This window comes from Methanosarcina sp. DH1 (genome assembly GCF_020804205.1).
Classification (GTDB): Archaea; Halobacteriota; Methanosarcinia; order Methanosarcinales; family Methanosarcinaceae; genus Methanosarcina; species Methanosarcina vacuolata.
Genome location: NZ_WJBJ01000022.1, coordinates 114,223 through 136,920, shown reverse-complemented (window position 1 = coordinate 136,920; position 22,698 = coordinate 114,223). Strand labels below are relative to the sequence as shown.

The window sequence follows — 22,698 nt, the reverse complement described above, 5'->3', positions numbered from 1 at the left end:
ATTATCAAGCCGTGAATTCAGCAGATTCTTTAGGTGAAGTTACAATCTTCATCAGCAGATCTACATATTCTTCTCTCAAAAGGTAAACCATAGGGGTTTTATAGGATTCTTTATGCGCTCTTAGAATTCCAAGCTTCGAATGGATATATCCTACCATGGATGCAACCGTATTTCGAGATACATTATACTTACTTGTAAGCATTTCATGCAGCTCGTCAATAGTTGCTTTTTTTACCTTGATAAAAATGCACAGGATTGCCCTTCGATATCCACTGGAATCAACTTCTAGAAATTTCTCTAACCTGGATTTAATTTTAGCTCGGATGGATACCATTAATTACCACCTTTACTGATGTAGTAAACTATGTAAGTTATAGATCTATATATAGATTTTTAAATTTATTCGTTGTGAGGGGGATGGACACGAAAAAATTGATATCCATAAACAATATTATATTAATTCAAATCCAGTTTTTTGCGTATATAATATTGTTCTTTCTCTAATATATCGGTTTTTGTGCCCCACCTGCGCTGGACATAATTTGAATATTTTTTGAAACTTTTTTATTGTAAATATCATAGTTTTACACATTATTATTAAATGTTTTATTAAAAATTAAATAATAACTATATAAAAAGCATATCCTCTTCCATACGTCTTTGGTTAAGTGAGGAATCATGACAAATTGCAGCAATATCTCGACATGTGTAAAATGTTCAATAAGTTCTCGGATGGAACAGGGTATCGATTTCATGTAAAGAGGCCACAGTTACCTGACCCTATACACCTGTTTTTGTCGTAGCGAATTACTGCAGTTACTCCCTTTTTTTTGTCTATTTTTTTATGAAGTCCTTGACGATAGTTTTTCTTCCATCAAAACACGTTTCTCTGATTTCCCTATAAAGGAGCTTTATAATGACTTTCTTTGAGTTTATCAATAATATAGGATTTGTGAGGGTCAAGCTTGCTCTTTCTTCCAGGACCTTTCTGGGGTGCAGGCAGGGTTTTCAGCCGAAGATATTTCCTCCCGGTTTTCCTGTCAAAACCTGTTTGTCTGGAGATTTCACTGATGCAAAAGCCTTGTGGATACTTCACCGGCCTTGACCGAAGATATATACTCTTGTTAGGAATTGTGGGAAGGCTCTCTGTTTTGTGATGTGCATTGTATCGAGTAACACAAGATAAAGAGCACTTATTTTTATTTACTGTCAAAGTCAAGAGGTAACATTGCGAACTATAGTGCCGTGACTTGACAAAATAAAACGAGTGCAGTGAGAGTTTACATTTAATTTACTGCCACAGTCATCACAATGATTAGGATATGATATGGAGAATAGGATATGATATGGAGAATAGGATATGATATGGAGAATAGGATATGATATGGAGAATAGGATATAATATGGAGAACATAGAGTATTATTGATTTCCAACCAAAACCCTTGACAAAGGAATTATTATTTTCCTGTCAACAAACGTTTTTACCATTGACTTATCTATTGCGATGTTTCCTTTTGCCATACGATTTTTCCTTTTGCCATACGATTTTTCCTTTTCCCATAAATAAAAAATTATCTCAATATAATTAAAATTTTATTGTTTTGCACGATTTAGAGAGAAAATCTAATGGCCAGAAAATAATAAAAAGTCTCAAGAAAACTGATTATATGGAAATTGGGCATCTGGATATTGGGGAGTGGGGGGTGTTGGGGGTTATTAAAAAAGTTAAAAGGTCTTATCTGACCTTTCCAGATGCCCACATCCTAGTCTACCTCATGATATATATAATTTAAGTCTACTTGTTTCTCCCGGAAGTACCTCATGACAATTGTAAGTTTTTGTTGCTAGAGTCCTAAGTTAACTACAAAATGGGTTTTCTAAGCCCTTTTTAGTAAAGCAGAAAGGAACGAAAAGAATATTGTGATGTTGTGGTTGCGAAGTAAATCCTAGAAGGACTCCAGTTTCCTATGAGTCTGAGAAAAACTCGGAATATAAAGCCTGTTTTGAGTGGATTTCAAAAACGTTCACATCTGATAACCTGATTGCAAGATCTTTAAAACCGGTCCGGTTGAGTAAAAGTAATACTACTTTATAATAAGTCAGCCCTTCTTGAATGTAGCTCAGTATTTTAACTGTAACTCAGCCCTCCTGAGCAAAGCGTAGCGTAGTTAAAACTTTGCTTCTCCTGGATGGAATTCGGACGGCAAATAGTGCCTCCTCCTTCCCAGACGGAGCTCGGGCTGCAGCGCCACAGCTCTGCTGGAAAAACATTTATTATGCCTTGTGATATAAAATTACTTACGAATAATAGCTAACCTAGACAGAAACAAGCTGCTGATCTATTGACAAAAGACAAACGGATAAGGTTTCCATCAGGCTCATATCAGGCTTTTTATGAAGGCGTCCTATACAAAATAGACCCTGAGAATGACACCGTGGAAATGACCCAGAAATTGAATCCAAGATATAGCCCTGAGAGCAGCGAAGAAGCTTTTAATCTGGCAAATAAGCTTGGAGTAGAAGGAATTCAAAAAAGAGCCAGGTTATTCTCAAAACTCCTTCTTATTTCAATACTGTTATTCCTGTTTTTGATGTTTTTCCCTGTTCAGCCATCTACAAAATCCGAAAGCTTTCTGTTATCAGCCGGAAGATTCCTAACAATTGTGTCAGAAATCGTTTTCCTTTATATGTTTGGTTATTACAAGGCAATAACGAACTATTGTATGGATTCATACTGCGAGAAATGCAGGAAGCATTTAGTTTTTGAGGAATTTCAGGTTCCACTCGTAAAAGAAGAAAGCAAAATCGATGCCTATACAAAAACCCTTACACAATACTGGCACTGCATAAATTGTGGGCGTGAAGACATAAAAGTCGAACCTCAATACATAGACCACCATCACGAGAAGAGGCAAGATAATTTAAAAGAAGACACCTGCGAGGAATGCGGGGAAGAACATGCACTAGAAGAATATAGAAACATGGATGTATTAAATTACATTTTCAAAAAGAAAATCAGGTATTTTAAATGCAGAAACTGCGGCTATCATGAAATCAGAATAAGTAAAAAGTTCAGAATTATTTAATAGAGTTCTTCGTTGTTTTGTGTGGCTATCCTCATAATATTCTCATAAAAACTAATCCGTTCTTGAATTGAAAATCATCTTATCCATAGGGAATAACGAAGAGCCAAAATTCTACAAGGCGTACAGGAAATCTATTCTTCAAGCCAGAATTCACCGATGCAGAATCATACAGAAAATATTTTTTAAGAAAAAAATCCAGATTTGATTCTTTGATTTCGGCCTACACGCTTTCCAGAACCATGGAGAGAAAGTAATATATACTTCTAACTTATCAGGGGAAGTATGCTGGTTACTTCTTCTCGAAAACCTTCTGCAAGAACCAGGGCACTTTGTAAGTTGCTTTCGCGGTTTATGGCTGGCAGATGTATAACGCGCGGAAAAATGGGCATGCAGGAGCTTCTGGAGTTTGCGGAGGGCGGCCCTCTCATAGTTGTAGGAGAGTACCATGGAAATCCCGGGGAACTCAGCTTTTACGATGAAGTCGGAAAGCTCCTTTTTTCACTCAGGTTTACGGACTGGTACTCCAAGGAACTTGATTCCTACTGGTTTCCCGATATCGAGCCTCTGCTTACAGGCCAGGGAGAGATTGCGGACGCATTTGAGGCTTTTTTCCATTTTCAAAGGGTTGAGAGCGATAAAATCGATCAACTTCTTCCCAGTTCCATCTTAATAGCGATTGGGGAAAAAGATATTGATTTTATGGGCAGTGGAAAGTCCCTTTTTAAGCTTAATCTCAAAGGTTTTAAAAAGTACTGACCTCCAAACTTTTTCCAAACCCTTATATTTAAAGCCGATTTTTATAAATTAATTTTTTATGATAAGAATCTTATGATAAGAAATTTTATGATAAGAAATTTTATGATAAGGATTTTTATGATAAGAAATTTTATGATAAGGATTTTTATGATAAGAATCTTAAGACAATTCTCATAGGAAATTGGAAACCGATTTTCCCTTACTTACTTCAAAAAAATTTAAAAATTAGTAGAGGTAATCCCTTGAAACTTTTCGCAGAATTTACTTTTGAAACTGAAGCTGCAGAAACGATTTATAGGTCTCTCCTGCCCGAACTCGATGACAATTTTTCACAAAGGTCTGCAATAGGCCTGTCTCTTGAAGATGCAAATAAGCTGGTACTCAGCGTAAAAGCTGAAGATGTGGTTTCCCTGCGTTCAGCCCTGAATACATGGTTCAGGCTTATCCAGATTGCCCAGGAAGTCCTTGAAACCACGTATGAAGTCAGTTGTTAGTTCCAGCCTTTTGAATAATTGCTTTCCGCAAGCCTTTTCAAAAAAAGCTTGAGTGAAAAACACTACTTACTCGAAAACTGCGAAACGTTTGAATAACTGTTTGAATTTGAGTGCTTTGTCCACATCCTCCCATCAGGTCTGATAAACCAGTGCAACGGTTGCAGACTAATGCTTGTAACCAAAAGGGCTGGTTTATAAATACTCCCATTACGAGTATGATTCCCGTGAGGATGACGATGGCGTTGAGGGCAGAGGATTCAGTAAAAAGCGAAATCCATTCTGTAACGGAATGGATAAGGGTTCTAATTTTATCCTATCCGAATGGATGCTGACTGCGCGCCACGAAAGCGCGCCCATGAGGCAGTTTTGTCTCATGAAGGTAGCTATGCTGCAGAGAAGATGAGGGAAGGCTCCTCGAATTCGCTTTACAGGAAGTGATTTCAAACTGCCATAAGCTGTTTAGCATGAAAATGCTGCCATCTGCAAGCATTTTCATTGTTTACGCATGTTATTCAAAGAATATCATGTGCGTTTTGGTCAAAAGCCACGGTAGTGAGCGTTATGGAAAAGGCAAGGCTAGTGCATCGATTCTTAAATAAGTACATAATAAGGAAATAATTGTGGCTTACGACTCAAATATTATTTTCAAGTCACATGGAATTCTGTAACACAGAAAACACAGCCGGTCGCAGAGTGATTCTATCTGGATATTACAACCACGGAAAACACGGAAAGCACGGAAGAAACACGCCTTTAATACTGATTTCCGTGTTTTCTGTGCTTTCAGTTGTTTTCAAAAAATTCATTCCTGACATACTTTGGACTCAATGCACTAGACTTCGTCAGGTACGTGCTCCGGAGACGAATGCAAATGGACCAATGTTGGCGTGTCGAAACCTTGATGATGTCATCAAACAAGGTGAAGAAATTCTTTCAAAGCCAATTGAGCATGAAATTACTTCCTTGTTTGTTGACGCTACTTGCCTCAAAGTAAGAAACGGACTTCATTACAAAAATACAAACAATATATGACTTCTTTTTAGCTTATAAGTTCTTAATGAACCTTAATAAGTATCAAATGGATTATAATTACTTTTTTTAGAGATTAAATCTCAACTAAAGTATGTTAAAAAAGAAGACCGCCATAAAGCTTCAATTATACAAGTATGATTATATTTTATTTAGCTAATTTAGGAATTGTTGACACAGAATCAAGGACTAAGAGCCAAGGACTAAGAGCCTGTCCAAAAATGACATGCTGTGTAACTTGCACAATATCTAAAACCTGAATGGTTACTCCAAAAATATAGACCTCCTGTGATTTTTTCAACATTCATTGCTGAGTTTTCGGATAAACTCTAAGTTAATCAAAATAGGTGACTAAGTTAATCAAAAATATGGTTTATGCAATTGAACTAGCAAAAATCGCTGGTAACTGCACTTTCTTTTTCAACTGCATAGTTCTAAACTTAGTCTTAAACTGATCAACAAAAGTCTGTCGTGTACGTGAGTTGTTGATCAATTCCGAAAAAGCAAGTACATTTGTCTGATTTGAAATAAATGTGAAAAGAGGCTTGTGCATATGTTTTCAATAATACACACTGACTGACAAAAAATCTTTATAGAATACTATTGTTGCAATAAAAAAATAAAAAATGTATCAGAAATTCTACTCATAGTCTGTTTTATGGCTAGAGTGACAACTGGAGCAGTAAGTTCACATGCAAGTAACAATGGAAAATAGACAGTTATAAAATAATATGCAATTCTTGAAAAATCATACAAAAGTTTTATTATTTTGGTCTTGATAATTATTTTAATCCTTAAAGTATCCAATCTGGAGTTAAAATGGACGCTCAGTATGAAATAACAGTAATTATACCTACTTTTAACGAAGAGGCCAATATTGCTGACATTATCGAGGCTGTGAATTCAACTCTTTCAGCAAACAATATTCGTGGTGGGATTCTGGTTGTTGATGACGAATCTCGGGATAAGACTATCAAAATTGTTCAGAATCTCACATTGAAATACAATAATCTGAAGATTATTGTCAGGCATGAAGACCATGGACTCTCACAATCCGTAATAGAAGGTTTCAAACAGGCGAATTCGGATATTTTTATAGTAATAGACGCCGATTTTTCCCATCCCCCGGTGTTAATTCCCCTTTTTTATAGAGAAATCAGAAAAGGAGCCGATGTTGTCATAGGAAGTCGATATATCCATGGGGGAAAAATTCAGCAGTGGCCCCTTAAGCGTCGGGTTCTCTCTCTTGGGGCAACAGGCCTGGGAAGGATACTATTTCCTGAAATTACAGACCCTGTAAGCGGATTTTTTGCTCTTAGAAAAGAAGTGATTTCTGGAGTTCAACTTCATCCCCGAGGGTATAAGATCCTTATGGAAGTTCTTGGCAAAGGGCAATGGAAATCAATCGTCGAGATCCCGTTTACATTTACGGACAGACAGAATGGAGAGAGTAAACTTACTTTCTGCATAATAAGCGATTATGCAAAACAGATTTTAAGTCTCGCTGAATATTCTCTGACTTCCCGCAATAACCAGATCTGGAACGAATGGAAAAAAATGGTAAAATTCGGCTTTGTTGGATTTTCTGGAGTTTTGGTCAACGTAGGTTTTCTGTATTTATTTACCGAATATCTGGGTCTTTATTATATCACAGCCAGTGTATTAGCAATCGAAATAGCTATTTTAAATAATTTTTTTCTGAATGATTACTGGACATTTGATCTAAAGGATGAAGTAAATTCGTTTACACAGAATCGTCTTAAGCGGTTCTTTTCTTTCCAGTGTGTTTCAATTGTAGGGCTTATAATTAATATAGGAATATTATACATTTTAACAGACTTTTTTGGAATTTATTATCTTGTTTCGAACCTCATAGGAATATTAATTGTTTTTTTCTGGAATTACCTGGTGAACAGGCATATTACATGGAAACTAAAAACCGATAGTAATTATTCATCCAATCAAAGCATGTTTGCTGAGATTGATTCTAAGCAAGGCATGTTTGTTGATACTAATTCTAAGCAAGGCATGTTTGTTGATACTGATTCTAAGCAAGGCATGTTTGTTGATACTAATTCTAAGCAAGGCATGTTTGTTGATACTGATTCTAAGCAAGGCATGTTTGTTGATACTGATTCTAAGCAAGGCATGTTTGCTGATATTGATTTTAATGAAAACGACAAATTCAATAAATAACTAAGGATAATAAAAAAGCAATCAGTAAATAAAAATCAAAGAAGTCAATTGTTTTAGATGCAGGCTAATTAAAAAATTGGGATGTTATTGTGGACAGAGAAGATCTATTAATGAAGAAGCTGCCAGTTATCGCTTTACTCGTGCTAATCACCGAAGGATTAGTCTGCAAGCTACTTGTGACACTACATCTTCGTCTGAATAGCGACAATACTAATGCTGGCCTTATAGCGATGGAGTTCTGGAAACATCATAACTATTTGTTCTCAGGCATTTATCTGCCTTCCCTGGATCCATACTATTTTACTGAATTGATACCTTTTCACCTGGTGCTGCAGAGAATTACCAACTATGACCCAATGGTATTGCGGCTGACGGTTTTTATAATTTTTATTGGTGTTCTGGCAATATTCTCTGTTCTTGTTTACAAAATCACAAATAAAGGACTTATTCCATCCCTTGTTTTTGCTGCTATGCTAGCTAATGTAAATATGACAGCTTACGAAAATGTTTACGCCCTAGCTTTGACTCACACTGGTACTCTATTCTTTACAGGCATCCTATTACTTCTCGTGTTATACCTAAAAAAGGCCAGTACATTACAGCTTGGTTTAATCACAGTTTTAATAGCGCTGGTGGTTCTATCTGATACCATCGTGGTCGCATGGTTCGTTTTGCCATTTCTTGCTGCTTATTTTCTAGTTAATCAGGGCAGATCCAGGAATCTAAATATGTGGGTTATATCATGGACGCTTCTCGCTGGGCTTGTCTCTGTCATTAAATCCATGTTTATTGACTACCTTGTACCTAACCCGTTCGCTGTTCAGAACCAGGCTAGCATATTCTCCAACGCTTTAGAAATTTTCCGTCAATTGTCACTGTATTTGAACACAGGCTTATATCATGTACTAACTGGAGGACAGACCCCTTCGTCGATAGACATATTATTTACGCTGATTTTTTTAACAGCTCTTTGCATTGCTATTTGGAATCTGGGGCATGCTACCGACCATATTATGAAAAGCTTCGCTGTCATAATGGCGATATCAGCCGCGCTTATGTTCACCGGACTTACTTTCACCAGTTTAAGCGAAGGAACTTACAGATACCTCGGATTCACAGCCATTTCGGTCTTCATGATTTTATCTTTCTTCACAAATTCAAAAAACCAGTTGTATATTTTCCTCATCGCCATTCTCTTAATATCATCTGCCACTGCTAACATTTCTTCTGTCACAAATTTAGATTCTCAACCGAATGCCAGAGTAAATGAACTTGTTGATTACATGGAATCCAACAATATTACCTATGCATATGCTTACTATTGGGATGCCGGCATAACTACATATCTTGCAAACGAAAAGGTGATTGTCCGTCCAGTAATTTTTACGGATAGTGGCTTTATCCCTTATAAGTGGAATTCTTGTGTAAGGTGGTACAACGAAAGACCCACTGAGTACTTCGTTATTCGTAATAATGACTCACAATCGAATACGCCTGATGCCTTTGTTACTGCATATAAGCCGGATAGGGTGTTGTACTGCGGTAATTATACGCTCTACCACTATAGCGGCCTTAATGCGACATCTGTGTACGATACCTGGACTCTAGACGAGGGCAATAGTTGGCTGCGTTTCAAGCAAAGGTACCTGGAAGGGTAAAGCACTCTTTTAAAAAGTAGTGTGTGAAAAATGAGAAATTATAAACAGGAATCAAGATTTTAAAGAAAGAAATAACCTTTTTGGAAAAAATATGATTTTCTGAAAATTTCTTTTCTTCAACAAAATACTTCTTTTCTTCAACAAAATACTTCTTTTCTTCAACAAAATACTTCTTTTCTTCAACAAAATACTTCTTTTCTTCAACAAAATACTTCTTTCATTTCACAAAATAAATCATTTCATTTGGAGTGAGAGTTAATTCCTCATTCTCTATTCCTGCTTTTACAAGCTTTTCGATTCGTTCCTTTGCGTTTTTGCGTGTGGTTTTTATACCGAGCACTCTCGAAGTCTGGACAATAAGATCTTCAAGAGGAGTCGAATACTGGTTGTACAGGACAAAACGGATAGCTTCTTTTATTTCCTCGTCACAGATCCACTCGATTTTTGCGGATTCATCTCCCTCACGCCTGCGCAGGAGACATGCAGGTTTTGAAACTGGCCAGTAGAACTCACCTTTGGCCTTGATTTCTCCGGAACTTTCGGCAAGATCTGCAACATCATTTATTCGCTGCTTGATTTTCCCGAGCATTCGGGAAATTCCTGTATGCGATTTTATTCGCTGCTGCAGGAGTTGCGCGTGAATGGGCCCTTCACACGCTACAATTCTTAGAATAGCCTCCTCAAGCTGCTTATCCGAAACCTCCGAAAGATCGCCGGTTTGCGGAAGGCCTGAGGAAAGGCAGACCTGGTAAAGGGGTACGACATCTTCGAGTGAACTGGATTTTTCGGATAGATTTTCAGGCTCTTTTTTTGAATTACCCAGTTCAGGTTTTTTTCCTGGAATTTCCCGGATTTCGGCAGTTCTCGATCCGGTATTACCGGTCCTGAATTTTAAGGAGCTTCCAGTATCGGGTTTCTCAAAAAACGTTCCTGTTTTTTCAGCCGGGGCTGAAGAGAAGGGTTCCTTTGGGTTTCTGGTTTCTGCCTTATACGTATGTTTTAGAGCAGGCTCACTTAACCGGGTTTCAGTTCTTCTTTTTATATCATGCTCAATTACAGGCTCGTCTTCGTGCTTAACTTGAGTTTCTGAGTCCCATGTCCATTCATAACTGTCATCTCCAGCTTCATAATTTTCTTCCTCTAAGTCTGGCTCGGGTTCGAAATAGCCTTCTGAGCCGTAAATATATGCAAACTCATTAATTCGCTTGCGTTTCTTTTTTTCAGGGCTTGCGCTGAAGTCAATCTCAGGGTAAGCCTGGTAAAAACTCACTTTCTCAGGCTCTGGCTCAGGTATCAAATCGATTTTGTTTCCCTTGGAGTGGGGATCTACACTGAATTTAAGGAGTTTTGATTTTTTTGACCGTCCTACAGGCTTCTTACGGGAGTTTTCATCGGCTACCAGAGCCATCGACCTGGCTCTTACATCTATTTCCGGCAAGAAATCTGTATCTTGCGGGGCTGTAAGTCCTTCTTCCAGTTTAAAAAACGAGTCTGAATAGGGCTTTTCAGCTTCAGCTCCAAATGAGGGCTCCAGAAGAAGTTTTGCCTCAAAAGTTTCCGAAAGGCAGGCTCTATTATAAGATCGACTTTCAAGTTCGTCCTCATTCCCACCTTCACTCTCCACACTCACTGCAGGCGAGACCGGAACCCGGGATAAACCCGGATTTGCAGGAGAACTGGAATACTTTCCTGCAGGACTTCGATTCACAGGCCCAGGCCGGGCAGACGGCTCATTAGCCCTCGAAACCTCAGGTCCGATTTCGGATATTGCCTGTATTTTTGCCTGTTTTACAGCCCCATTCACAGCTTCAAGCAGTTTTTCCCTGCTATCTTTCGGATGTAAGTACCAGTCCGTTGACCAGACCCGGTAGATCCTCCAGCCCAGCCCTTCAAGCACCTGCTGGCGCAGACGGTCGCGGTCCCGTGCAACGTGCAGGGAATAATAGCTTTTTCCATCACACTCGATCCCAAGCACATACCGCCCTGGATGGGCGGGGTCAGGGACTGCAAGGTCAAGCCTGTATCCTGCACAACCGATTTGCCTGTGGATTTCGCAGCCGTTTTCTGCCAGGAAATTGTAAACTGCTTCTTCAAAAGGCAGATCGAGTTTTTCCCTGCGGTATGCAGGTAAGGGAAGCTTGCCGCTCTCTGCAAATTCAAGGAATACTTTAAGGGCCCGAAGCCCGAAAGGTGAGTTTTCATCCAGCTTCAGGTCCCTTGATGTGAAATTTGCAAAAACAACGCATTTTTCCCTGGCCCGCGTAATAAGTACATTCAGGCGTCTTTCCCCTCCCTCGCGATTAAGCGGGCCAAAGTTAAGGGAAAGCTTTCTGTTGCTGTCAAAGCCAAAACCCACGCTCAGCAGTATAATGTCCCTTTCATCGCCCTGGATGGTCTCAAGATTTTTAACAAAGAAATGCTCACCTTTTCCATTTTCAGAGTTAAGGTCAAGTCCGGGATTTGTTTTAAGTAGAGCCTCGATTTCTTCCTGGATAGCTTCCTGCTGTTTTATATTGAAAGTCCCGACTCCCAGGCTTTTATCAGGGTACCTGCTGAAGTGCTCGAAAACAGCTCTTGCAACGGCTCTTGCTTCTATCCGATTGGCTCCGCTTTTACCCCTTTCATAAATTGAGTCTGGAAGATGCACAAACTTCAGCCCAAGTTTTTCGTCTTTTTGCATGGGGGAGGGATAAACATAGAGACGGTTATCGTAAAACTCCTGATTTGAAATTGCAATGAGGGACTCGTGCCTGCTCCTGTAGTGCCAGCGCAGGGTCTTTACCGGAAAACTGCGTTTGCACACATTCAGGATACTTTCCATATCTACGGCTGTAATGCAGTCATCAGGCTCGCTTTCCGGAGAATCGAGCACAGTATCAAAAAAGTCAGTCGGCGGAAGTTGTTTTGAATCCCCCATTACTACGACCTGCTTTCCGCGCAGGAGAGCTCCAACTGCATCTTCGGGTTTGACCTGGCTGGCTTCGTCAAAGATAATCACATCAAAACGTGTGCTTCTGGGATCAAGGTACTGAGCAATGGAGAGCGGGCTCATCAGGAAACAGGGCTTGATTTTTTGGACCAGGCCGCCTGCCTTTTTCATAAGGGTGCGGATAGGCATATGCCCTCTTTTCCTGTTAAACTCATTGAGCAGAATACCCGCCTCTGAAGATCTTGAGGCTCCTGAAGCTAATTTTGGGGTTTCCTTATAAGCCGAGCATACAATTCTTTTTCGGTTTTCCATAAGGACCTTTTTGTCAAGTTTCCTGAACTTGCCAAGTTTACCTTCGTGGAGTTCCCGAATAAAAGTCGAAAGTATAGGCCTTTTCCTGAAAGTGCGATTCAGGAGGATTTCGGCGTAGTTGCCTTCAAAAGCAGGAATTGCATCACAAACTGCGAGTTTTCCGGATTCAAGGTCTTCCATTATCGGGGCTGCCTTTGTTTCAAGACAGACCTGCCTGTAACCAAGATACTGGCTCCAGAGCACCAGGGACGAAGTCTCGTTTTTCCAGCAAGTTACGAGGGTTTTTAATGAACTTAGCTTTGCGGCTTCCAGGCCTTCTGGGCACATTTTCCCGAAATCTGCGCCTATACGAATCCCAACTCCCTTAAATGCCTCCAGAAACTCCTGCGTTGCGGCCAGTACATGGCTGGACGCAGATTCGATTGCTTCGCTGTCAATTCCAAGTCCTATAAGCCTTAGACTCCTGTCTGTGAAAGTGCCTTCTTTCAGATACTGCTGGAAGAGAATTATCCATTGGCTGTATTCCTCAAGCTGTTCAGGATCGCTTTCAAAGCCTTTCCAGTAATCCCCAAAGTATTTTTCCCCTTCTGCACCCGAATTTTCCAGTTCCAGTCTGAGGGCTTTGTATTCGGAAATGCCGGTTAGGTCAAGCAGGATTTTACTGTCTCGGAAAGGCACTCGTGAGAGATAGCAAGCTGAAATTTCTTTTTTGAGCCTCCTGTATTTCGGGCTTAAAAACTTGAGGAGACTGCCGGAAAGCTCCTCGAATTCAGATGTATCAAGGCTAAAAATCTCAGGGCGAAAAGTTTTGTCCGTAAAAGTTTTGAGCTCAAGGTATTTTCTGAATTTTGAAACCAGAGTTTCGGCTTCTGTTATTGAGTCTTCGGATTCATATCCCAAATTCTGAAGCATTTTTTCAGGGATGGTTTTTGAGTTTCCAAGGAATTTTGCGGCATTGATTACGGTTGCAATTCCCTCGAGAGTGTCAGGTTTTAAGGTTGCAGAAAGGTCATTAAGGGTTTTTATGGCGGTTTCAAGGGTCTCAAAAGCCTCAGCGCATTCTTCTGTAAAGGCTCCGATTTCTCCCAGATCCGAAGGCAGTACAAGCCCTGGATCGCAGCCGTACCAGGGATTTTTCCAGACCGGCCCGAGAAAAGGAAGTACCTGACTCAGTTTTTCTATAACAGTTTCTGCATCGGCCCAGGCTTCAGGATCCCAGGTTTCAGGTTCTTGAAACTTATATAAGGGCATTTTCAGGCCTTTTGATTCAAAATAAGCCCTTGTTTTTTCTCGAATGCCACAGAGGGTATAGAGGCTTGGGTAGATTTTTCCCGCAGGTTCTCCAAGGGATAGAGCATACTGGTTGAGTTCATGTTTTAGCTTTTCGAGCTCGTTTATATCTCTGTCAGGGCGTATGGGGGAAGGAGCTTCACGGTTCAGGGTCTTTTCCAGCTCTTCGAGCACGGCTTTTTTGCGGGTCTGGTTGCTGTGGATCTCCAGGCAGAGTTCTCCAAGGCCGGCAGAGTCCAGCCTGCTTTTTACAACCTGAAGGGCAGCCATTTTTTCACTCACGAAAAGTACGCTTTTTCCCTGGGCTATAAGTTCTGCAATCGTATTTGCAATCGTCTGGGACTTGCCGGTCCCGGGAGGCCCTTCAACAACAAGGTTTCTTCCGGCTTTCACATCTTCAATGACTGCAATCTGGGAAGAATCGGCGTCCATTATCTGATAAGTGTCCTTTGCCGGAAGTTTAAGGTCAACCTCTTCTTCGAGAAAACCGGAAACCTCACATTCTGGGTCTTCAGGGTTAAAGACCTCCTGGATCAATGGGTGGTCAGCAGGAGACATGTCTTCAGGCCAGGTTGCAGGGTCAAGGTCCTTATACATGACAAATTTCTTGAAGTTAAAAAGGTCAAGGCAGATCTCAGGCAGAAGTTTCCAGTCTCTATTTTCATGAATTTCTCTGGATACAGCCCTGAAGTATTCCTCAATCCCCGAAGCTTCCTCAGGCATTTCAAATTCAGGAATCGTTATTCCGAATTCTTTCATTTTTGCCTGTAGGGTAATTGAAGTGAAGATTTCGTCTCCTGTCCACTGGATGCTGAAAATTCGGCCTTTACTTATGCGTTTGAGTTCAACGGGAATAAGAAGTAGAGGAGCTTTCGGGTTTTTTATGGCCGAGCGGCTTTCGCTCCACTGCAGAAAGCCCAGTGCAAGGTAGAGAACAGGATATCCCTGTTCTTCAAATATGGAGTTTGCCTGGTTAAAGACATAAAAAAGCTTTTTATCAAGGGTTTCGCTGTCATCAGGAGTTTCCAGAAAAGTTTCGGAGCGAGAAGTATGGGTTTTATCTTCGGATACCAGAATATTTCCTATTGTTTTCAAAAGCCGTTTTTCCTTTTCAGAAGCCTCGTATTTCTCCCCATTTTCACTTTTCCTGCCTTTTCTTAACTGAGCTGTTGCTCTGAACCTCATCGATTTTTCCTGGAGGACAAAGAGTTCGTAAATTTCCTCCGGGTTCCGACCTGTAATCGAGATGGTCCTTTTCTGAGAAGGGCGGTAATTGAGAAGATTATTTCGAAGGGACAGATCAAGCAAATTCTGCCTCAGGGCTTCCAATTCCTTAACTACGTCTACCATAAGAATACCAGGCTCTTTTGAAATAATCTGTGAAATATGCTTAAGATTAATAGAATAAAGATCACATACTAATAAATTTTATTAGATCCAACCGGAAACAGAGCTATTAATAAATAAAAAAATACAACCCGGATGGCAGATAACTCATTTAAGAATGAAATTCTTAAGAATAACACATTTAAGAATATTTTTTTTGTTATATCTGAAAACTATTTCCTTATTATTAGAGTTTTTCTAAAAATTACGGTTATTCGTATTTTTGTTATATTTTAGTCTTCTTGAGTGTTTTCAAAAAGCTTGCTGGACTCGAGATTTTCACATTACTTTTCCCGCTTCTGGTAAGCTAAGGGACTGCAGGCAGTTTTTCCTTGAAAACAGGTTCTTCTTCGGTTTTGCTTTCCTCCTCCAGACTTGCCAGGAAAGAACTGGAAAGGATAAGGGCACATCCAAATAGGGTTTCAGCGGATATGGGGTCTTTTAAGAGCAGGTAAGCGAAAAAAATCGCACTTACAGGTTCAATCAGGGAAAGTATGCTTGCATTCTGGGCTTTGACATGTAAAAGCCCTGTAAAGTAAAGAATCGAACCCACTGAAGTGATTGTTATCCCTAGAAAGAGGAGAACAGGTAGGTTTTCAACAAGAGCTATTACTGATGCCTGTTTTACAAAAGGAAGCAATAATACAAGCATTACGATGGTTGAGATAAAAAGTTGTTCTAAACCTGAATACTCGTTCCTGAGATCTCGGGAAGTAATAGTAACGCAGGCGTAAAAAAAGCCTGAAAAAAGTCCCATAAGCACTCCAAAAAGATATGCTGGCTCAATTCCCGATCCAGAAACAAGGTTTTCAGGACCAATTACCATTACTACACCCGTAAGAGAAAGAATAAGGGCAACAAGGCTCTTTTTGTTATGTTTCTCCTTCAGGAAAAGAGGGGCAAGCAGCAAAACGTAAAACGGAGCCGTATAAAGTAGAAGTACGGATATTGATACATTAGTAAAGCTCACAGCCATGTAATAAGAGACCATTGCACCTGCATTGAAAGCTCCAAGCAGTATCAAGTTTTTTCTTTTTCCTCGGAGCCTGATTCCTGACAGTTTTCCAGTAACTGCCAGATAACCTGTAAGTGCGAGAAGCCCGAAAAGAAGCTGGTAAAACACAACAGCTCCTGCGGCCATATTCTTTACATACATGAAAAAAATTCCTGAAAATCCGTAGATGACAGATGCGGCAATTACCTGGATATTTGCTTTTATGTGCTGCGTCTCCATGACCTCTTCAAATATGTATTTCTGTTAAATAAGATTATCCTGAGTATGTTGAAAGTAATATCCAGACAGCAGACTATTAGCAGTCGGCATTTTGTAAATCTTAAAGTTCTCAAAACAGGATAATGCGGATAGACGAGTGCGGAATAGAATGATTAGTATCGAATATGCAGGTCCTATAATAGCTCTTGTTTTAAAAATTATATAAAAATAGTATTTTTAAGGTCCAGATGTGTATCTGGATTACTGAATAATTTATGGTCTTAATTGAAGTTAACTTGCACTTTTGAAGTTAACTTGCACATTATCAAACTTTTACTGGCTCTTTTTCATTCCCTATGGATAAGATGATTTTCAATTCAAGACCGCATTGGTTTTTATGAGAATATTATGAGGATATCCACACAAAATAACGAAGAGCCATTTTACTTTTAGATCCTTAAACTGTATTTTGTCACATTTCTTCTTTTAGTCTCTTCTTGTAATCCCTGATGCAGTTGCTGAAGGATCAGAATTTCCGAGCCTGTTCTTTACTCCAATTAACCGCACAACTATCATACTGATCTCAAAAAAGAACGCCATGGGCACGGCAACCATCATCTGACTGAAGACATCTGCCCCAGGAGTAACTACGGCTGCAATAAACACGACAAGGACATAAATATGCTTGCGGTACGTCACAAGAGTACTGTATTTTACAAATCCATTTCGGGTAAGGAAAGTAAGTACTATAGGGAGTTCAAAGACCAGACCAAAGATTGCTGTAGTTGTTGCTATAAATGAGATAAACTTGAAAACCGAATAAGTCGCAGTCACCCCTGAGTCTGCTGCGTCAATGTAGAGGAACTTAAGAAAGAGAGGCAGCATGAGGAAATAAGAATATGAGGCTCCAATGACGAACATGACAATGACAGCTAGACTCAGGAAAACAAACTGGCCTTTTCCAATAGATATCGGAACTTTAATTGAGTACCGCTTCGAGATTGCCCTATAAGCATAGAATGCAATAAGAGGCAGGGTGATGAGAATTCCTATTATTATAGAGAGCTTTAGCTCCAGCATCATTACCTCAAGGGGAGATACATACACCAGCTTTGCGCCCTCTGGGAGAAGATCAACCTTCATTCTCTCAATGAGAGGGCCTGTAAACTGGAAAGAGAGAATAATGCCTGTGATAAGGACCCCAGCAATCACAAGTAACTTATTTCGCAGGGTCAGCAGAATTGCACTGAGATTTTCAATCGCTTCAGACATAATGAGTACCTATCCGGGAAAGCAAAAGAAAGTTTTTTGTCCTATTTAAAGAAACTCTTATATTCACCGCAGTGAGATCTATTCATTGCAGAGATTTTCATATCAACTTTCTTTTTACCTATTTTGTTTTTTCGATTTTAGGTTTTTTCGGCTCTTTTCACGGAATCCTTCAAATTTTCCTGAGACTGCAAGCCATTCAGAAGATTCAATTGATGAAAGTCACGAAATCGGAGTATGGAAACAACAGGTTCAAGTATAGAGAACCGGGAAATAGCAGTTGTTTTAATGGGTGATAGTATTTATTACGAGTATATTATATTAATTATCTTAATTCGTTTACACAATCATCAATTAATTCTCTGAATCCGATTATATTATTTGTTATAACTAAATTTATATTAATTGAATAACTATAATACATAAATTATTTTAAGTAATTTATAATAATCGTCAGCATATATTAATCAAACTCTCTTAATCGTATTATATTAATAATTTTAAGTGATTATATATCATTTCAAGTGATAATGTCAACCATTTTAAGTAATTATGTTAATCGTTTTAAGTGATTATGTTAATCGTTTTAAGTGATTATGTTAATCGTTTTAAGTGATTACGTTAAGCATTTTAAGTAATTATGTTAATCGCTTTAAGTAATTATGTTAATCGTTTTAAGTGATTATGTTAATCATTTTAAGTGATTGCATTGTTAATGGCTCAGTACTATAAATGCTCAGATATCCAACTCTCAAGTATGCAAATATATAGTAGAAAGATATTCTGAAGAGGGATCGTAAAATGGATTGTGAAGATCTCATTCACCGGGAAATTGGAATACCTCCGAAGAGTTGCAGATTTACATTCTATATTATGTTCTGATATTAATATATTTACCTAGATATATATAAGAGCGGAAAAAATGAACTCAGAGAACACAGGCAACAGACCAACAGCTTCTACCGAAAAAAACTCGGGGATGAACTCTTATACTTCCGGTGTCCCGGGAGATACTGAGGAACCTCTCATGGTTCACCTGTTAGAGCTCAGAAACCGCCTAGCAATCGTTTTGATCTGGCTCTGTCTGGGAATACTTATTGCTTTTCCATTTTCAGCAAAAGGGATGCTGATTGTCTGGAAGGAATTTATAAATACTGACTTTTACATGACGGCTTACTCTCCTCTTGAATGGACCTTTGCGCGCCTCAAGCTCTGCCTCGTTTTTGCTCTGGCCACTTCAGTCCCTCTGCTCTTCTACGAGCTTTACAGGTTTGCAGGCAAAGGGCTTTATCCACATGAAAAGCACTTTTTCCTCAAGGTCATTCCTGTATCCTTCCTGCTTTTCATCTTGGGGGCCTCTGTAGGTTACTTTATCGTCCTGCCTGTCATGTTCAAATATATTCTATTTTACTCGGGAGACATGGCTACAGCGCAGCTTTCCGTTCAGGATACTCTCTCAGCAGTAACTACAATTCTATCAGGTTTCGGAATTGTATTCCAGCTTCCCTTGCTTGTGATTTTTGCCGTGAAAATGGGGCTTATAGAATACGAGACTCTTAAAAAGCAAAGGATACTGGTCTACAGTGTGATTATGGCAATTTCACTTTTCCTTTCGCCTGATCCTACATTCATTGCCCAGATCCTTGTGGCGTTTTTATTGGGAATTCTCTTTGAGTTCAGCCTGCTACTTATCCGGCTATTTTGATAGCTAGTTTGCCTATTTATAGGGCTTTTTTATTTTTAAAAACAGATGTTTTTAAAAGGATCTCCGAACAAGCCAGTCCTACCGATCTTATTACAAGAACTTTTATATTTGATTGTTGATAATAACCAACAATGATAGGCACACAGGAATTAATAGTAATTCTTATTGTAGCTCTCTTCCTCTTTGGGCCGCAGAAGCTTCCTGAGCTTGCACGATCGTTAGGAAGTGCAATGGGAGAATTTAAAAAAGCACAGCGCGCTTCTGAGCTTGAGCTCAATCAATTTGATGCCTACACCAGAAAAGCTGCGAATACAGCTGCTTCTGAGGAAAAAGAGAAAGGGAAGGAACAAAAAGATACTCCCAGCAGCAGTAAAAAAACAAACACCGATACAGAGCTGGAAACCGGTACAGAATTGAAAACCGATACAGAGCTTAAAACCGGTACAGACACGAAAATCGATACAGAATTGAAAACCGATACAGAGCTTAAAACCGGTACAGACACGAAAATCGATACAGAATTGAAAACCGATACAGAGCTTAAAACCGGTACAGACACGAAAATCGATACAGAGCTTAAAACCGGTACAGACACGAAAATCGATACAGATCTGGAAAACAAGCCGGAAGCCGGAAAATCTGTTTCTGAACAGGAAGAGCTCCGGAAAATCTGAAATCCAGGATTAAATCGGGATAAAAGTAGATAAACCTGAGTCGAAAACCAAAATGGGATAAATTTAATAAATATAAAAAGCAAAATAAAAACTATTAAATATATAAAATCTGCAAAATAGTAAATAAAAATAGAAACTTTATATAACATAAAAAATCTTAGCTTAACTTATAGATATTTACAATTTTTAGATCATTATCACCTGCTGAATTATATTTATTTAAGAAAACGAAAAACTTGAGGTTAAGCCATGATAGGCACACAAGAACTCATAATGATTTTTGCAGTAGTTGTACTCCTTTTCGGAGCTACTAAACTTCCGGAGCTAGCCAGGTCCATGGGAAGTTCAGTGGGCGAATTTAAGAAAGCTCAGAAGGAATCCGAGCTAAACCTTAAAGAATTTGAAAAATCCATCACAGAACCCACAGCTCCAAAGAGCAAGGTACAGGAAACTGCCCAGAAACTTGGGATTGACATAAAAGGTAAGACCGATGATCAGCTTCTGGATGAGATCCAGAAAGCCGCAGAAAAACCAAAAGAGGTCTCAGAACCCTGAAAAAGCCTGAAAAGTGAATTTCTTTTTTCTTTTCATGGCATTATTCCAGGTTTAACCTTTTTTAATGAAGCCTGTCATTTTTATTTTAACCGACATTTTTATTTTTTTCCCCGCCTGAATAAAGGTAGTGAAACAACTTAATAGGAGTGCTTTTGTGGCAGAACTAATCACTGAAGTAGACAAAAACGATAACGTTCTCGGGCTGCGCGAACGAGAGGAATTTTATTCGGGAAAGCATATCCACAGGGCTGCCCAACTTATCCTTCTCAACCCTGAAAATAAAATGCTTATCCAGAAAAGGGCACCTCAAAAACGGTGGTTTCCGGGCCGTTATACATATTCGGTAAGCGGTACTGTAGCAAATGAGTCTTATGAAGCCTGCATGGCACGGGAAATGCTTGAAGAAATAGGAATCTCGGTTCCATTCCAAAAATTATTTAAAATTCCCTGTATCATCGAAAACAAAGGAGCTTTTCATATGGTATTTTCAGGCCTATGCTCGGAAAAAACTGCAAGCTTAATTCGGCCTGACCCGGAAGAAGCCGTATCTGTAGAATGGGTTGAACTTGAAGAACTGCACAGGGCTGTCAAAACTGAACCTGAGAAATATACGCCTTCCCTGCGAGAAGGAATTATAAAAATTTTCCACGAAGGGTGCGAAAAATATATTTTTTGAGATCTAATTTTGTCTGGCAGTTTATTCTTGGTAGTTTATTCTTGGTAGTTTATTCTTGGTAGTTTATTCTTGGTAGTTTATTCTTGGTAGTTTATTCTTGGTAGTTTATTCTTGGTAGTTTATTCTTGGTAGTTTATTCTCATCTGTCGTTTGCTGAATACTCCGCTTAATAGTCGTATTCACCCGGTGCATGTTTTGAACCGGCATATTCACCTACAATGGGAATGTGTTCCCCACATTTCGGGCAGGTTTTCTCAGGTGTGATCTCATACTTTTCAATATCGAAATAGCCACGCTTGATCAACATTTTTCCGCAGTTCGGGCAGAAAGTATTGTTGCGGTCACTGCCAGGAACGTTGCCCATGTAAACATACTTCATTCCTTCTTCAGTTGCAATTTTACAGGCTTCCTGCATGGTTTCTACAGGCGTCGGGTAGAGGTCCTGCATCTTGTACTGGGGATGGAAACGAGTAAAATGCAGTGGAGTCTCAGGTCCGAGATTTTTATATACCCATTTTGAAAGTTCCCTTATCTCATCAAGGGAATCGTTTACACTTGGAATAATGAGGTTTGTAATCTCAACATGTATTCCAAGTTGTTTTGCAAGGGCAGAAGCTTCGAGCACAGGGGCGAGTTTTGCGCTGGCGACATCGTGGTAGAATTTTTCAGTGAATGCTTTGATATCGATATTCGCGGCATCCAGATAGGGTGCTATATTCCTGAGGGCATCAGGCGTCATATACCCATTTGTCACATAGATTGTTCCAAGCCCTGCCTCTTTTGCCATTTTTGCACACTCATAGGTATACTCGTGCCAGATTGTTGGCTCATTATAGGTCCAGGCAATGGAGCTTGAACGTGAGAGAAGCGCCCTTTCAACAAGTTCGTCAGGTGGAATATCCATTGTGTAAGCATCTTCCAGGCAGACCTGAGAAATCGACCAGTTCTGGCAGTGCTTACATCGGAAATTGCACCCTATTGACCCAACAGAATGAACATAAGACCCTGGATAAAAGTGATAAAGAGGTTTTTTTTCGACAGGGTCAACAGCCTCGCTTGAAACCGTCCCATAAATAAGAGTATATAGTTTTCCGTCCCTGTTTTCCCGGACTCCGCAAAAGCCCCTTTTTCCCTGGGAAATTTTGCAACTATGGGCACAGAGCTTGCAGTGTACTTTATTATCTCCTATTTTCTCGTAGAGCATGGCTTCTTTTATCACAGCAATCCCCATTTAGAAATTGCTTTACAGCATAATAATGTTGCTGTTTCATATTTTTCCAGTTTTTCAGGAAAAAATGGTCAACTTACGGGTAAGTTTCTGCATCTGATAATACCATCGGAACAATAGGGTTTAAAACAATGCGATATGAAACAAAGCGGTCTGTAACAAAGAGATATGAAACAATTGGGTTTAAAACGATGCGTTCTGGAACAATAGAGTTTAAAACAATGCGTTCTAGAACAATAAG

The 22,698-nt window shown here is 39.4% G+C and carries 17 protein-coding genes and 1 pseudogene; 12 read left to right on the top strand and 6 right to left on the bottom strand.

The genetic code is table 11. The annotated features are described in order from the left end of the window. Nucleotides 1-4: 4 nt before the first annotated feature. Together FXW07_RS12700 and FXW07_RS12695 are read right to left on the bottom strand one after the other, a co-directional pair. Nucleotides 5-334 (bottom strand): DUF2551 domain-containing protein, encoded by a 330-nt coding sequence (locus FXW07_RS12700; protein WP_048119936.1) that lies wholly within the window; start codon nucleotides 332-334, stop codon nucleotides 5-7. Between the two features lie 503 nt (nucleotides 335-837). Continuing rightward, a pseudogene (locus FXW07_RS12695) lies at nucleotides 838-1,117 on the bottom strand (IS21 family transposase); the annotation flags it as partial. Between the two features lie 485 nt (nucleotides 1,118-1,602). Here FXW07_RS12695 and FXW07_RS12690 point away from each other — a divergent pair. From FXW07_RS12690 to FXW07_RS12660, 8 genes are all read left to right on the top strand, one after another. After that, nucleotides 1,603-1,794: a hypothetical protein gene (locus FXW07_RS12690; protein WP_229395747.1), complete on the top strand. Its 192-nt coding sequence runs from the start codon at nucleotides 1,603-1,605 to the stop codon at nucleotides 1,792-1,794. 549 nt (nucleotides 1,795-2,343) lie between these two features. Further along, nucleotides 2,344-3,087 carry a hypothetical protein gene (locus FXW07_RS12685; protein ID WP_229395746.1) on the top strand — a complete coding sequence of 248 codons (744 nt, stop codon included), beginning with the start codon at nucleotides 2,344-2,346 and terminating at the stop codon, nucleotides 3,085-3,087. A 282-nt stretch (nucleotides 3,088-3,369) separates the two neighbouring features. Beyond that, nucleotides 3,370-3,843, top strand: a complete 474-nt coding sequence (locus FXW07_RS12680) for an rRNA maturation protein (protein ID WP_229395745.1) — start codon at nucleotides 3,370-3,372, stop codon at nucleotides 3,841-3,843. 242 nt (nucleotides 3,844-4,085) lie between these two features. Next, complete coding sequence (locus FXW07_RS12675; protein WP_048123798.1) at nucleotides 4,086-4,337, top strand: KEOPS complex subunit Pcc1; 252 nt, start codon at nucleotides 4,086-4,088, stop codon at nucleotides 4,335-4,337. A gap of 464 nt (nucleotides 4,338-4,801) precedes the next feature. After that, a complete protein-coding gene (locus FXW07_RS19350; protein WP_255679060.1) occupies nucleotides 4,802-4,936 on the top strand; it encodes a hypothetical protein in 135 nt (44 codons plus the stop codon). A gap of 55 nt (nucleotides 4,937-4,991) precedes the next feature. Then, nucleotides 4,992-5,369 carry a hypothetical protein gene (locus tag FXW07_RS12670; protein WP_229395802.1) on the top strand — a complete coding sequence of 126 codons (378 nt, stop codon included), beginning with the start codon at nucleotides 4,992-4,994 and terminating at the stop codon, nucleotides 5,367-5,369. Nucleotides 5,370-6,185: 816 nt separating this feature from the next. After that, the gene (locus tag FXW07_RS12665; protein ID WP_229395744.1) at nucleotides 6,186-7,562 is read left to right on the top strand and encodes a glycosyltransferase family 2 protein; all 1,377 of its coding nucleotides are present in this window, start codon (nucleotides 6,186-6,188) and stop codon (nucleotides 7,560-7,562) included. An 89-nt stretch (nucleotides 7,563-7,651) separates the two neighbouring features. Beyond that, the gene (locus tag FXW07_RS12660; RefSeq protein ID WP_229395743.1) at nucleotides 7,652-9,220 is read left to right on the top strand and encodes a hypothetical protein; all 1,569 of its coding nucleotides are present in this window, start codon (nucleotides 7,652-7,654) and stop codon (nucleotides 9,218-9,220) included. Between the two features lie 217 nt (nucleotides 9,221-9,437). Here the strand turns inward: FXW07_RS12660 and FXW07_RS12655 are convergent, their stop codons facing one another. The 3 genes from FXW07_RS12655 to tatC (FXW07_RS12645) all read right to left on the bottom strand — a co-directional run bounded on the left by FXW07_RS12655 (nucleotide 9,438) and on the right by tatC (FXW07_RS12645) (nucleotide 17,622). Then, nucleotides 9,438-15,101 carry a DUF3320 domain-containing protein gene (locus FXW07_RS12655; protein ID WP_229395742.1) on the bottom strand — a complete coding sequence of 1,888 codons (5,664 nt, stop codon included), beginning with the start codon at nucleotides 15,099-15,101 and terminating at the stop codon, nucleotides 9,438-9,440. A 343-nt stretch (nucleotides 15,102-15,444) separates the two neighbouring features. Beyond that, nucleotides 15,445-16,371, bottom strand: a complete 927-nt coding sequence (locus FXW07_RS12650; RefSeq protein ID WP_229395741.1) for a DMT family transporter — start codon at nucleotides 16,369-16,371, stop codon at nucleotides 15,445-15,447. A 465-nt stretch (nucleotides 16,372-16,836) separates the two neighbouring features. Continuing rightward, nucleotides 16,837-17,622 carry a Sec-independent protein translocase TatC gene (gene tatC / locus FXW07_RS12645; RefSeq protein ID WP_229395740.1) on the bottom strand — a complete coding sequence of 262 codons (786 nt, stop codon included), beginning with the start codon at nucleotides 17,620-17,622 and terminating at the stop codon, nucleotides 16,837-16,839. 919 nt (nucleotides 17,623-18,541) lie between these two features. On the opposite strand from tatC (FXW07_RS12645), the gene tatC (FXW07_RS12640) reads away from it, so the two are divergent. The 4 genes from tatC (FXW07_RS12640) (at nucleotide 18,542) to FXW07_RS12625 (ending at nucleotide 21,229) form a co-directional block, all read left to right on the top strand. After that, nucleotides 18,542-19,324, top strand: coding sequence for a twin-arginine translocase subunit TatC (gene tatC, locus FXW07_RS12640; RefSeq protein ID WP_229395739.1), 783 nt, complete (start codon nucleotides 18,542-18,544; stop codon nucleotides 19,322-19,324). Between the two features lie 131 nt (nucleotides 19,325-19,455). Then, complete coding sequence (locus FXW07_RS12635; protein ID WP_229395738.1) at nucleotides 19,456-19,998, top strand: twin-arginine translocase TatA/TatE family subunit; 543 nt, start codon at nucleotides 19,456-19,458, stop codon at nucleotides 19,996-19,998. A gap of 249 nt (nucleotides 19,999-20,247) precedes the next feature. Beyond that, nucleotides 20,248-20,553, top strand: coding sequence for a twin-arginine translocase TatA/TatE family subunit (locus tag FXW07_RS12630; RefSeq protein WP_048119955.1), 306 nt, complete (start codon nucleotides 20,248-20,250; stop codon nucleotides 20,551-20,553). A 154-nt stretch (nucleotides 20,554-20,707) separates the two neighbouring features. Continuing rightward, the gene (locus FXW07_RS12625) at nucleotides 20,708-21,229 is read left to right on the top strand and encodes a Nudix hydrolase (protein WP_052725376.1); all 522 of its coding nucleotides are present in this window, start codon (nucleotides 20,708-20,710) and stop codon (nucleotides 21,227-21,229) included. Nucleotides 21,230-21,395: 166 nt separating this feature from the next. Here the strand turns inward: FXW07_RS12625 and amrS are convergent, their stop codons facing one another. Then, nucleotides 21,396-22,460 carry an AmmeMemoRadiSam system radical SAM enzyme gene (gene amrS, locus FXW07_RS12620; protein WP_229395737.1) on the bottom strand — a complete coding sequence of 355 codons (1,065 nt, stop codon included), beginning with the start codon at nucleotides 22,458-22,460 and terminating at the stop codon, nucleotides 21,396-21,398. Nucleotides 22,461-22,698 lie beyond the last annotated feature (238 nt).

Coding starts and splice junctions, on each gene's coding strand:
- FXW07_RS12635 (WP_229395738.1), top strand. CDS start 19,456: ATGATAGGCACACAGGAATTAATAGTAATTCTTATTGTAGCTCTCTTC.
- FXW07_RS12665 (WP_229395744.1), top strand. CDS start 6,186: ATGGACGCTCAGTATGAAATAACAGTAATTATACCTACTTTTAACGAA.
- FXW07_RS12700 (WP_048119936.1), bottom strand. CDS start 334: ATGGTATCCATCCGAGCTAAAATTAAATCCAGGTTAGAGAAATTTCTA.
- FXW07_RS12650 (WP_229395741.1), bottom strand. CDS start 16,371: ATGGAGACGCAGCACATAAAAGCAAATATCCAGGTAATTGCCGCATCT.
- FXW07_RS19350 (WP_255679060.1), top strand. CDS start 4,802: ATGAAAATGCTGCCATCTGCAAGCATTTTCATTGTTTACGCATGTTAT.
- amrS (WP_229395737.1), bottom strand. CDS start 22,460: ATGGGGATTGCTGTGATAAAAGAAGCCATGCTCTACGAGAAAATAGGA.
- tatC (WP_229395740.1), bottom strand. CDS start 17,622: ATGTCTGAAGCGATTGAAAATCTCAGTGCAATTCTGCTGACCCTGCGA.
- FXW07_RS12670 (WP_229395802.1), top strand. CDS start 4,992: ATGGAATTCTGTAACACAGAAAACACAGCCGGTCGCAGAGTGATTCTA.
- FXW07_RS12655 (WP_229395742.1), bottom strand. CDS start 15,101: ATGGTAGACGTAGTTAAGGAATTGGAAGCCCTGAGGCAGAATTTGCTT.
- tatC (WP_229395739.1), top strand. CDS start 18,542: ATGAACTCAGAGAACACAGGCAACAGACCAACAGCTTCTACCGAAAAA.
- FXW07_RS12630 (WP_048119955.1), top strand. CDS start 20,248: ATGATAGGCACACAAGAACTCATAATGATTTTTGCAGTAGTTGTACTC.
- FXW07_RS12680 (WP_229395745.1), top strand. CDS start 3,370: ATGCTGGTTACTTCTTCTCGAAAACCTTCTGCAAGAACCAGGGCACTT.